11 protein-coding genes and 1 pseudogene are annotated in these 11,071 nt (G+C 70.9%); 7 read left to right on the top strand and 5 right to left on the bottom strand.

From position 1 onward, the window contains the following. From VOI19_RS06085 to VOI19_RS06095, 3 genes and pseudogenes are all read left to right on the top strand, one after another. Positions 1 to 289, top strand: a pseudogene (locus VOI19_RS06085) (hypothetical protein); the annotation flags it as partial. A 1-nt stretch (position 290) separates the two neighbouring features. Beyond that, positions 291 to 821, top strand: a complete 531-nt coding sequence (gene purE, locus VOI19_RS06090; RefSeq protein WP_323792064.1) for a 5-(carboxyamino)imidazole ribonucleotide mutase — start codon at positions 291 to 293, stop codon at positions 819 to 821. After that, entirely contained in the window at positions 799 to 1,938 is a 1,140-nt protein-coding gene (locus tag VOI19_RS06095; protein WP_323792065.1) for a heparan-alpha-glucosaminide N-acetyltransferase domain-containing protein, read from the top strand. The genes purE and VOI19_RS06095 overlap by 23 nt, the downstream gene beginning before the upstream one ends. Before the next feature lie 124 nt (positions 1,939 to 2,062). Here VOI19_RS06095 and arfB read toward each other — a convergent pair whose 3' ends face one another. Beyond that, complete coding sequence (gene arfB, locus VOI19_RS06100; protein ID WP_323792066.1) at positions 2,063 to 2,509, bottom strand: alternative ribosome rescue aminoacyl-tRNA hydrolase ArfB; 447 nt, start codon at positions 2,507 to 2,509, stop codon at positions 2,063 to 2,065. A 315-nt stretch (positions 2,510 to 2,824) separates the two neighbouring features. Here arfB and VOI19_RS06105 point away from each other — a divergent pair, with 315 nt between their 5' ends. Next, positions 2,825 to 3,598: a sigma-70 family RNA polymerase sigma factor gene (locus VOI19_RS06105; protein WP_323792067.1), complete on the top strand. Its 774-nt coding sequence runs from the start codon at positions 2,825 to 2,827 to the stop codon at positions 3,596 to 3,598. A 21-nt stretch (positions 3,599 to 3,619) separates the two neighbouring features. On the opposite strand, the gene VOI19_RS06110 is transcribed toward VOI19_RS06105, so the two are convergent. Continuing rightward, positions 3,620 to 4,489 (bottom strand): crotonase/enoyl-CoA hydratase family protein, encoded by an 870-nt coding sequence (locus VOI19_RS06110; RefSeq protein WP_323792068.1) that lies wholly within the window; start codon positions 4,487 to 4,489, stop codon positions 3,620 to 3,622. Positions 4,490 to 4,513: 24 nt separating this feature from the next. Then, complete coding sequence (locus VOI19_RS06115) at positions 4,514 to 5,761, bottom strand: LCP family protein (protein WP_323792069.1); 1,248 nt, start codon at positions 5,759 to 5,761, stop codon at positions 4,514 to 4,516. Between the two features lie 182 nt (positions 5,762 to 5,943). Here VOI19_RS06115 and VOI19_RS06120 point away from each other — a divergent pair, with 182 nt between their 5' ends. After that, positions 5,944 to 7,371, top strand: a complete 1,428-nt coding sequence (locus VOI19_RS06120; protein ID WP_323792070.1) for an LCP family protein — start codon at positions 5,944 to 5,946, stop codon at positions 7,369 to 7,371. 36 nt (positions 7,372 to 7,407) lie between these two features. Here the strand turns inward: VOI19_RS06120 and VOI19_RS06125 are convergent, their stop codons facing one another. Continuing rightward, a complete protein-coding gene (locus VOI19_RS06125) occupies positions 7,408 to 8,193 on the bottom strand; it encodes an inositol monophosphatase family protein (RefSeq protein WP_323792071.1) in 786 nt (261 codons plus the stop codon). 23 nt (positions 8,194 to 8,216) lie between these two features. Here VOI19_RS06125 and VOI19_RS06130 point away from each other — a divergent pair, with 23 nt between their 5' ends. Together VOI19_RS06130 and VOI19_RS06135 are read left to right on the top strand one after the other, a co-directional pair. Further along, entirely contained in the window at positions 8,217 to 9,149 is a 933-nt protein-coding gene (locus tag VOI19_RS06130; protein ID WP_323792072.1) for a glycosyltransferase, read from the top strand. Next, on the top strand, positions 9,146 to 10,093 hold the full coding sequence (locus VOI19_RS06135) for a glycosyltransferase family 2 protein (protein WP_323792073.1): 948 nt from the start codon (positions 9,146 to 9,148) through the stop codon (positions 10,091 to 10,093). The genes VOI19_RS06130 and VOI19_RS06135 overlap by 4 nt, the downstream gene beginning before the upstream one ends. Here the strand turns inward: VOI19_RS06135 and VOI19_RS06140 are convergent. Next, the coding region (locus VOI19_RS06140) for a phosphatase PAP2 family protein (protein ID WP_323792074.1) at positions 10,068 to 11,071 on the bottom strand (1,004 nt) is incomplete at its 5' end. The two genes, VOI19_RS06135 and VOI19_RS06140, sit on opposite strands and share 26 nt — an antisense overlap.

Genomic DNA, 11,071 nt, shown 5'->3' on the forward strand with positions numbered 1-11,071 from the left:
ACGCTGGACGGTGATGGTCAACATCCTCGGCGGGCCCCAGGACCCTGGCGCCAGTGGCACCAGTGGCACCAGTGGCGCCGGCGACACCGTCGGTCGGCTCTACGACGGCTTCCCGCACGCCATGGCGCGCGACCCGCACCTGCGCGTGCACCTCTACGGCAAGGCGATGCGACCCGGCCGCAAGGTGGGCCACGTCAATACCTACGGTGACGACCTCGACGACTGCCTCGAGCGCGCGCGGCACGCCGCCGCGTGGTTCCGCGGCGACCTGGGCAACGAGAGTGAGTGACATGACGACCACGGCAACCACGGGCGCACGCGTCGGCATCGTGATGGGGTCCGACTCGGACTGGCCGGTGATGAAGCTCGCGGGCGAGGCGCTGGCCGAGTTCGACATCGCCTTCGAGGCCGACGTCGTCTCGGCGCACCGGATGCCCGAGGAGATGCTGAGCTATGGCCGCGACGCAGCCGACCGCGGGCTGAGCGTGATCATCGCCGGCGCCGGCGGAGCCGCGCACCTGCCCGGCATGCTCGCCGCCGTCACGCCGCTGCCCGTCATCGGCGTCCCGGTGCCGCTGAAGTACCTCGACGGCATGGACTCGCTGCTCTCCATCGTGCAGATGCCCGCGGGCGTCCCGGTCGCGACCGTGGCCATCGGAGGGGCGCGCAACGCGGGCTTGCTGGCCGTGCGGATCCTCGCCGCCGGCGATCCCGACCTCCGCGCGCGGATGCTGGAGTTCCAGGCCGAGCTCAAGCAGACCGCGCAGGCCAAGGGTGCTGTGGTCCGTGGTGACACCGGTGGCAGGCGTCTCGGTTTTTGAGCGACGCTCCACCCGCCTCGTCGGGGTCGACGTCGCACGCTGCCTGGCGTTGCTGGGCATGATCGCGACGCACGTCGCGGTCGCGCGCGACCCGGACGGCTCGCTCTCCACCCTGCAGTGGATCGCCGGCGGCCGGGCCTCGGCCCTGTTCGCCGTGCTGGCCGGGGTCTCGCTCGCGATCATCAGCGGACGCCGTACGCCGGTCGCGGGCGCGGCGCGGGGGCGCCTCAGCCTTGCGATCGTGGTCCGGGCGGTGGCGCTCGTGATGATCGGGCTCGCCCTGGCCGAGCTCGGCACCGGGATAGCGGTGATCCTGGCCTACTACGGCGTCCTGTTCGTCCTCGCGCTGCCGTTCCTCGGCCTGGGCGCCCGTGCGCTGCTGGTGCTCGCCGTCGCCTGGGCGTGCGTGCTGCCGGTGGTGTCGCACGTCGTGCGCCCGCTGCTGCCCGACCGTCAGTTCGCGAACCCCGACCTCGACCAGCTCGCCGCCCCCGGCCGGCTGGCCGCCGAGCTGCTGCTGACCGGGTACTACCCGGCGCTGCCGTGGGTGGCCTACGTGCTGCTGGGCCTCGGGCTCGGTCGACTGGACCTCACCCGGCCCGTGATCCAGGCGCGCATCGCTGCTGCGGGGCTCGTTGTCGCCGCGGGTACGACGGTGGCCTCGGGGTTCCTCGCTCGGAGGGCCGGGTTCACCGACGTCGAGCTGGACGCCGTCGCCGGCGGGATGTTCGGCCAGACGCCCACCGATGACTGGAGCTGGTTGCTGCTGGTCGCCCCGCACAGCACGACGCCGTTCGACCTGCTCCAGACCGGCGGGAGCGCAGCGGCCGTGCTGGGCCTGTGCCTGCTGGTCGTGGGTCGCCTGCGGGCGGTCGCCCCGGACGCCGAACGGGCCGTCGCGATCATCTTCGGGGCCGGCACGATGACGCTCACCCTCTACGTGCTGCACGTGGTGCTGCGCGAGACCCTCGTGACGCCCGAGGACGACCAGGCCCTGCTGTGGCACGTCGTGATCGTGCTGTGGGTGGGTGGTCTGTTCGTCGCGCTGCGACGCCGCGGCCCGCTGGAGTGGCTCGTGGGTCTCGTGCCCGACCTGCTTCGCGGGTCCCGGTCGTAGAGGCCGGTCGAGACCAGTCCTGACCAGCACTGCATCTGGTGACACCAGGTGTCACCAGATGCAGCCTCAGCTGGGTCCCGGCCGCCGGCCGATCAGCAGGCCCCGAGGGCGAGGGCCCTCAGCCTCAGTCGTCGCGGACCCGGCCGCGCAACGACTTGGTCTGACCGCGCTGCTTCTTGGCGTCCAGACGTCGTCGCTGCGACCCGCGCGTCGGCTTGGTGGCTCGCCGCGCCGGCGGGGGAGGGGCGAGCGCGGTGCGAAGGCGGTCGGCGAGGCGTTCCCGGGCGGCGGTGCGGTTGCGGTGCTGGGAGCGGTGCTCGGAGGCGACGACGACCACGGGGGAGCCGAGCGAGCCCACGGCACGGGCCCGCTGGCTGTCGCTCAGCACGGTGCTCACCAGGACGTCGTACTCGAGCTCGACGCGGCTGTCGGTGGTGTTGACCGACTGACCCCCAGGACCCGAGGAACGGGAGAAGCGCTCGACCAGCTCAGCGGCGGGAATCACCAGGCCGTTGGGGAGCCCGGGGCCGGGCGCCACCGTGAGGTCGCCGGACGCGCTCGCGCCGCTCATCCGCGCTTCACCGCCGTCTCGATCATGGGTCAAACCTAACGGTCAAAAATATGTCGAAACGCCCGCGCATACGGGTCCCGGTGCCGGGTACGTGTCGATTGCACGAGCCGCCGGGATCCCCCCACTCGGCGGCTCGGCCATAAATTTCAGGTAGGTCCTCACTCCGGCCCCCTCGTAGGGGCTTGGCATCGTTTGGCAAAGTTTCCTCCCGGGTCCCGCTTTTTCCTGGCGCGCCCGTCTGACCCGTGTCAGGATGACTTTCACCCGCGACATGCGTTCAGCGATGTCGATCCTCTCCCCCGGAGGTCTCCCCCCATGGCACCGAGCCAGCACCCGAGCGACGTCAGACGTCGCGTCGACACCGCGCACCACCTCTCCTGCGCGCGCGCCAGCCAGGGCGACGCACGCGCCGCCTACGAGGACGACGTCATTCGTCTCAACATGGGAGTGGCCGCCGACGTGGCTCGCCGCTACCACGGTCGCGGCATCCCGGCCGACGACATCAACCAAGTCGCGTTCCTCGGGCTCGTCAAGGCGGTCCGGGGCTTCGACCCCACGCTCGGTGACGACTTCCTGAGCTATGCGGTCCCGACGCTTCGCGGCGAGATCCGCCGCTACTTCCGCGACTCGGGCTGGACGATCCGTCCGCCGCGGTCGGTGCAGGAGGTCCAGGCCCGGGTGATCAGCGCCGAGTCCGAGCTCACGCAGAAGCTCGGCCGCGCTCCGCGTCCCTCCGAGATCGCCGTGCACCTCGACGTCTCCCTGGCGCTGGTCATGGACGCCATGGCTGCGAGCGGCTGCTTCACGCCGATGTCGCTCGACGCCTCGCGCACCGACGACGAGACCAGCGAGTCGCCGGCCGACAAGATGGGCGACCTCGACCCGGCCTTCGCCAGCACCGAGGCACGCCTCGCGCTGATCCCGCTGATGGCCACGCTCGACGACCGCGACCGGCGCGTGCTCGAGCTGCGCTTCTTCGAGAACCGCACCCAGGCCCAGATCGGGGCCGAGGTGGGGGTCTCGCAGGAGCAGGTCTCGCGTCTGCTGAGCAGCATCCTGCTCAAGCTGCGCCGCAGCCTGGCTGCGTGACAGACGCCGGCACCCCTCCCACTACGGGAAGATCCGCGGCAGCTCGCTGGCCTTGCCGGTGAACTGCGGCGCGCGCTTCTCCTTGAACGCCGCGACGCCCTCCTTGCCGTCGCCGACCGAGGTGTGCCACATCGCCAGCGAGTCCGACAGGTGCGCCTCGAGCGGGTGCGCAGCGGCGCCGTTGCCGTAGACGAGCTGCTTGGCGAGGGCGAGCGCGACGGGGGAGCGGTCGACGACGAACGAGCGAGCCAGCTCGAGCGCGGCCGGCAGGAGGTCCTCCGGCTCGTGCACCGAGCGCACCAGGCGGCCGGCGTGAGCAACCTCGGCGGTGAGGACGTCGGCGGAGTAGATCCACTCCAGCGCCTGCTGCGTGCCGACGATGCGCGGCAGGAACCACGTCGAGGCCGCCTCCGGGACGATGCCGAGCCGACCGAAGACGAAGCCGATGCGTGCCTTGGTCGAGGCCAGACGCAGGTCCATGGCCAGGGTCATCGTGGCACCGATGCCGACCGCGGCACCGTTGATCGCGGCGATCACCGGCTTGGGCAACGCGTGGATGGCCAGCGTGACGCGCCCGCCGGTGTCGCGGACCCCGTCGGCGTAGGCGGGGTCGTCGAAGTGCTCGCGCAGGGACTCCGGGGTCGGGTCGAGAGTCTCGTCGAGGCCGAAGACGTTGCCCTCGGCGGAAAGGTCCATGCCCGCGCAGAACGCGCGCCCGGCGCCGGTGACGACCACCGCACGCACGGCGTCGTCGCAGGCGTCGGTGGTGAACACCTCGAGCAGCTCGCGCGCCATCTGGAGGTCGAAGGCGTTGAGCGCGTCGGGTCGGTTGAGCGTCAAGGTGGCGACGCCGTCGCCGTCCACGGCCCAGTCGAGGGTCTGGTAGGTCATGAGTTCCTCACGTGATCTGCACGCCTAGGGGGCGATGCCGTTGCTGGTGCACTGCTTCTTGGTGATGTCGTCGGTGCGGTCCTCGATGATCGCGGTGAACAGCGGGCCGGCGCGGTCGAGGTCCCAGTAGTTGGCGGAGCCGTCGGTCACCGGCATCGTGCAGGTGAGCTCGACGCTGCTCATGCTCAGGGCCCAGCGGCCGGCCTCGAAGGTGCTGGTGCCCTTGCCGAAGACGAAGAAGCGGGGCACCGCGCGGTTGAGGTTCCACCAGCGGACCGGGTTGACGACGGTCCACGGCGAGAGCACCTTGTCGCCGACCGCCGCCACCACCTCGCGCTGGCGGCGGACCCGTTCGAGGTCGCCGAGCTGCGAGACCTTGCGCGAGCGCGCGTAGCCGAGCGCCTCGGCGCCGTCGAGGGTCTGGCGGCCCTTCTTGATGTTGATGCCGGCGAGGTTGTCGTTGAGTCGTTCCTTGGCGTTGACCTCGACGCCGCCCACGGCGTCGACCACGTCGGCGACACCCCCGAGACCGATCTCGACGTAGGTGTCGATGCGGATGCCGGTGGTGTCCTCGACGATCCGGGTCAGCAGCGGCACGCCTCCGCTCGCGTAGGCAGCGTTGATCTTGCTGACGCCGTAGAGCGAGGAGTCGGTGATGGTGTCGCGGGGGATCGAGATCAGCACGTTCGGGCCGTCGCCGGTGTGCAGGATCATGATCGTGTCGGTGAGCTCGCTCTGCGCGTTGCCGGTCGTCAGCCGCTTGCGCTCGGCGGCGGTGAGGTCGGCGCGGGAGTCACTGCCGACCAGGAGGTACGTCGTGCCGGGCTGCTCAGCGGGTCGGGCGCCCTTGGGCTTGAAGGCGACCTGGTCGGAGCTGCTCCAGGTGACGAAGGGCACTGCGACCAGGAAGACCGCCCACAGCAGCACGAGCACCAGTGCCGTGCGCACGTAGAAGCCCGGTCGGCGCAGGCGCCGGCTCCAGAAGCCGCCCTGCGTGCGTCCCGGCGGGGCGACGGGGGGCTGTGCTTGTGAGGGGGCTTGTGAAGGGGCCGGTGACGGGGTCGGTGAGGGGGCCGGGCGCTGGGTGCGCGGCGGCGGTGGGGCCGCGGAGCCACCATCGGGGCGCGGCTGCACCGGGATCCGGCGCGTGGCCATCGACTCGTCGGGGTCGGTGGGGGTGGGTTCGTCGGGGGCGGCGCCGCGTCCGCCGTAGAGCCATCCGAACTCGGGGCCGTCCGCGGGCCCGCCGTTCTTCGGCCGGTCGTCTGACATGAGACCAGACGCTACCGCCCAGGCCCTCGTCGTCCGGGACAAGGACCACGAAGCCTTCCGGCGCGTCGAGAGCCGTGTGACGGGTGGGACTGGTGATACTGAGTCGTCGGGACCAGCCAGGGCTCCGGCTCATCAAGTCCCGACGTTCTGCTTCCTTCCCCCAGCAGAAAGTGATCCACCCGATGTCTCCCGTCTCCGAACGTGCCGCACAGGTTCGGTTCCGCCGCGCCCTGTCGCTGATGGCCATGACGCTCGTCGCGCCCGGCTCGGCCCAGCTGGCCGCCGGCGACCGCCGCGTCGGCACGATCGCCCTGCGCATCTGGCTCGGCCTCTGGGCGCTCGGTGCGGTCACGCTGCTCGCCCTGCTCGTCAACCGCGGGCTGGCCCTCACGCTCGCCTTCAACCCCTCGCTGCTCCTGGCCGTCAAGCTCGCGATGTTCGTGCTCGCCGTCGGCTGGGCCGGGCTCTTCGTCGACGCCTGGCGGATCGGGGCCCCGCTCAGCTATGGCCTCCAGCACCGCCGGACGGCCGTGGCCGTCAACGGCGTGCTCTGCTTCAGCGTGGCCGGCACCCTGCTCTTCGGGGCTCACCTCGTCGGCGTCCAGCGCGACCTCACCATCGCGCTGTCCGGAAGCGGTGGATCCAGCGCGGCACACGACGGACGGATCAACGTCCTGCTCATGGGCGGCGACTCAGGCGAGGGCCGCTGGGGCCTGCGTCCGGACTCGATGACGGTCGCGTCCATCGACGACGAGACAGGTCGGACCGTCCTGATCTCGTTGCCGCGCAACATGGCGAAGTTCCCGTTCCGTGAAGGCTCGGTGATGGACAAGCAGTTCCCCGCAGGCTTCGACTGCGACGGCTGCTACCTCAACGGTGTCAGCACGTGGGCCGACGACCACACCGACCTGTTCCCGCGCTCGGACAACCCGGGCGTGGACGCCACGATCATGGGCATCGAAGGCATCACCGGGTTGAACATCAACTACTGGGCGATGGTCAACCTCCAAGGCTTCAAGGACCTCGTCGACGCCGTCGGCGGCGTCACCCTCAACGTTCGTCAGGCGATCCCCGTCGGTGGGCTCGGTAGCGACGTGACCGGCTACATCGATCCCGGGACGCGCAAGCTCAACGGCTTCGAGACGCTCTGGTACGCCCGGGCCCGGGAAGGCTCCGACGACTACTCGCGGATGGCGCGCCAGAAGTGCGTGATGAGCGCGATGCTCTCGCAGATCAGCCCGCAGACGGTCGTCTCCAACTTCGCCTCGCTCGCCCAGGCCTCGGCCGCGATGATCTCGACCAACGTCCCGGCGTCCGACTTCGACACCCTGGCCGGGCTCGCGCTGAAGGCGAAGTCGCAGAAGATCTCCACGGTCTCGCTGGTCCCGCCGATGATCAACACCGGCGACCCCGACATCGACGTCGTCCAGGGCATGATCACCGACGGCATCGACCGCGCCGAGGGCACGGCGGTGGCCGAGCCCGCGAAGACGAAGAAGAAGAACAAGCAGAGCGCGACCGCGACCCAGCCCGTCACGGGCGGTTCGCTGGGCTCGATGAGCGAGGGCTACGCCGCCAACCAGGCCGAGGACCTCGGCGCCAGCTGCTGAGTCGGCCGCCCGAGCACGACGGGGACCACCAGCGGCTCAGGAGCTGGTGAGCTCGCTCGCCCAGCCGTGACGCGCGGCGTCGTTCGTCGGGGAGTCACCGGCCGCGACCATTCCGTCGCGGCTCTCGTGCCGAGGGTCGTACGGCGCACCGTGGAGCGTGGCGATGCTCCCGCCGGCCTCGGTGACCAGCAGTGCGCCGGGGGCGTGGTCCCACGGCTTCGTGGCGCGGTAGAGCAGGTAGTCGGCGCCGCCCTCGACGAGCTGGGGGAAGTCGACTCCACAGCTGGCCCAGGTGAGGGCGAGCGGGGCGTGGCCCGGCAGCTCGCGGCCCACCCAGGAACGCCGCGAGGTGTGTCCGCGGACCGGGTCGGTGGCCGCGCTGGTGGCCAGTCGTCGGCCGTTGCAGAACGCCCCGGCACCACGTTCGGCGACGTAGGCGCGCTCGTGCTGGGGCTGCCAGATCCAGGAGCGCACGACGTCGCCGGCGCGCAGCTCGGCCACCATCACGGCGTGGTCGGGGGAGCCGTGGACGAAGTTCTTGGTGCCGTCGACGGGATCGACGGTGAAGGCGTGCTCGGCAGCGGCGTACCGCTGGAGCAGCGTCGGGTCGGCCGAGGTGGCCTCCTCGCCGAGCACGACGCAGGAGGGGTAGGCGCCGAGGAGGGCCTCGGTGATGAGGACCTCGGCCTCGTGGTCGGCGATCGTGACCAGGTCACCGGGGTTCTTCTCATGCACCTGGTCGGAGGCGAGGGCGCGGAAGCGAGGAGTGATCGCCTCGGCGGCGACCTCCTTCAACAGGGTGGTGATCGCGTCGGTGTCCACGTCACCACCGTAGGGTGTGCTCCGTGCAGGTGGCAGCGGTGGTCGTGACGTTCAACCGGCTTCCGTTGTTGCAGCGGCTCCTCGAGCGGCTGCGCGAGGTTCCCGAGGTCTCCGAGATCCTCGTGGTCGACAACGCCTCCACCGACGGCACCGGTGCCTGGCTTGCCGCCGAGGTCGCCCGGACCGGTCGTGGAGGGCTGGTGGCGCGCACGCTGGAGACCAACAGCGGCGGGGCCGGCGGCTTCGACGTCGGGCTCTCCTGGGCGATGGAGCGGGGCGCCGACCTCGCCTGGCTGATGGACGACGACGGGCTCCCCGCACCGGACTGCCTGCGGCTGCTCCTCGAGCAGGAGGACCTCGACTTCTGGGGGCCTGCGGTGCTCGCCGAGCACGACCCGTCGCGCCTGTGCTTCCCGATCCGACTGCCCGGGGGCACCCGCGTGGTGCACGCGATGAGCGAGGTCGAGGATGCCGCCCGCTCGCCGCGCGACCCCGAGCAGCGCGGCCTGATCCCGGGCGTCGTGATCCCCTTCAACGGCGTGCTGGTGACGCGCGACCTCGTCGAGCGCATCGGGACACCGCGCGCGGACTTCTTCATCTGGGGCGACGACGTGGAGTACCTCTGGCGCGCCGAGCGCGCGGGCGCGCGGATCGCCACCGTGGTGGGGGCACGCTTCGCGCACCCGGCCACCGACGACCTCGGCAGCCCGATGATGGGCGGCCGCACGACCTACAACCACACCGACAGCGACCTGAAGCACTACTGCATGGCACGCAACAACACCCTCAACCTGAGGGAGTACCGCGGATGGGTCTTCGTGCTGATGTTCTGGGTCAAGACGCTGTGGTTCTACCTCGTCACCCACCGCGACCCGTCCCGCGTCGTCCTCAGCGCCAAGGCGGCGTACGCCGGGCTGCGCGGCGACTTCTCGGGTCACCGGAGGTACCTCCGGTGAGTGCTCCGCCCAGCACGACGCCCGAGACCGTCGCGATCGTCGTGGTGACCTACAACCGCGCCGACCTGCTCGCCCCGATGCTCGCGGGGCTGGCGAGGCTCGAGCACGCCGCCGACCTCGTGCTCGTGATCGACAACGCGAGCACCGACCACACCCCCCAGGTGCTGGCCGACTGCACCCTGCCTGGGCTGGAGGTGCTGCGGACGGTTGAGAACCTCGGCGGCGCCGGCGGCTTCCACCTCGGCATGCGCACGGCGTACGACCGTGGGGTCGACCGGATCTGGGTGATGGACGACGACGTGGTGCCGGCCCCCGACTGCCTCACGGTGCTGCTGGCCCAGGACGAGCCGTGCCTCACCAGCGTGCGCGAGGACACCTCCGGAGCGTTGGTCGAGAAGGCCGCGACCCACTTCGACCTCCGCACGCCGTGGGCCATCAAGCCCAAGCGTGCGATGGTCGAGACCGCGTACGGCACCCGCGCCGCGATGCCGGAGCGGGTCGAGGTGCAGAACGTCGCGTTCGAGGGGTTCATGGTCCGCCGCGAGGTGATCGCCGAGATCGGGCTGCCGGACCCGGCGTACTTCATCTTCTACGACGACGTCGACCTCGCCCTGCGAGCGCAGCGCGCCGGCTACCGCATCTGGGCGGTGCGGGACGCGGTGCTCGTGCGTCAGCTCTCCTTCGACCAGCAGCACGACCTGGCGGGGTGGAAGGGCTACTTCATGTATCGCAACCTCTTCGTCGTCCACGCCCGCTACGGGGAGAACGCCCTGGTGCGCCACAAGCCGTGGCTGATCGCGCTGGTCGTCGTGCTCCTGTGCCCGCTGCGCGGGGGAGTGGCCGAGGCGCGCAACGTGCTCCGGGCCCTGCGCGACTCGCGCCGGCTGCAGACGCTCTCCGCGTCAGCGGAACCGCCGCTCAGGGACGGGTCGTGGCCTGGCTGAACGGCGCGTTCTCCTGGTCGTCCTCCGAGCGCTGGAGCTGCGGACGGAGCCCGACCCTGTTGCCGGTGACGAGCGCTGCGGCCCAGACCGTGAACGAGCCCAGGGCGGCCCCGGCGATCACGTCGACGAAGAAGTGCCAGCCGAGGTAGATGGTGGCGAGCACGGTCAGGCCGAGGAAGACCCACGAGGCGATGCGGATCCAGCGGGCCATCCCGATGTAGGTGACCACCAGGCAGATGGTGACCATGATCCCGACGTGCAGCGAGGGGAACGCCGCGATCGTCTGCAGCGTGCCGGCCTCGAAGCGGTCGGCCATGACGGCGACGCGGTCGTCCCACATGCTGTCGGCCAGCTGCGTGTTGTAGGTCTGGGGCAGGTCGGCGAACAAGCCGCGCTGCTCGTCGTTGTAGATCGGGCCGACCGACGGGAAGAGAATGTAGAACGCGGCGCCGAGGGCCCAGTCGAAGGCGACCGCGGTGACGTACCACGCGCCGGCGCGGGTGCTGCGGGTGAAGACCAGGGCGATCGCGATGCTGATCGGGACCAGGGCGATCCAGACGAAGTAGACGGTGGAGAAGAAGTGCGCCGCGATGCCGGTGCCGAACAGGTTGTGCATGACCGTGGCCGGCTCGTTGCCGAACCACAGGAACCGGTCGAGCCGGGCGAACTCGTCGTCCCACGACTTCTCGTTGATGAACGGGGCCATCGACTTGAGGTTCCGGAAGGCCGCGTAGCAGATGTACCAGGCAGTGACGCCGCCGACGGCGTAGCGCCAGTGCGCCGCCGGCCACCGCTCGCGGAGCACGTCGCGCCAGTGACGGCCCAGCGTGCTCGGGGCCCGGCGCGCGCGCCACAGGACCCGCGGCACGACGTCGAGGGCGATCGCGCCCAGGACGATGGCGGGAAAGCGGATGTAGCCGGGGATCAGGCTGTCGGGGTCGTGCACGGGCAGCTCGCCGATGGCGGCGAAGACGATCG

It is taken from the genome of Nocardioides sp., from assembly GCF_034670285.1.
In the GTDB taxonomy this organism is placed as follows: Bacteria; Actinomycetota; Actinomycetes; order Propionibacteriales; family Nocardioidaceae; genus Nocardioides.

What these genes read in the sequence shown, in the direction of transcription:
- VOI19_RS06105 (WP_323792067.1), top strand. Translation starts at nt 2,825, where the DNA reads ATGGCACCGAGCCAGCACCCGAGCGACGTCAGACGTCGCGTCGACACC.
- purE (WP_323792064.1), top strand. Translation starts at nt 291, where the DNA reads ATGACGACCACGGCAACCACGGGCGCACGCGTCGGCATCGTGATGGGG.
- VOI19_RS06110 (WP_323792068.1), bottom strand. Translation starts at nt 4,489, where the DNA reads ATGACCTACCAGACCCTCGACTGGGCCGTGGACGGCGACGGCGTCGCC.
- VOI19_RS06115 (WP_323792069.1), bottom strand. Translation starts at nt 5,761, where the DNA reads ATGTCAGACGACCGGCCGAAGAACGGCGGGCCCGCGGACGGCCCCGAG.
- VOI19_RS06120 (WP_323792070.1), top strand. Translation starts at nt 5,944, where the DNA reads ATGTCTCCCGTCTCCGAACGTGCCGCACAGGTTCGGTTCCGCCGCGCC.
- arfB (WP_323792066.1), bottom strand. Translation starts at nt 2,509, where the DNA reads ATGAGCGGCGCGAGCGCGTCCGGCGACCTCACGGTGGCGCCCGGCCCC.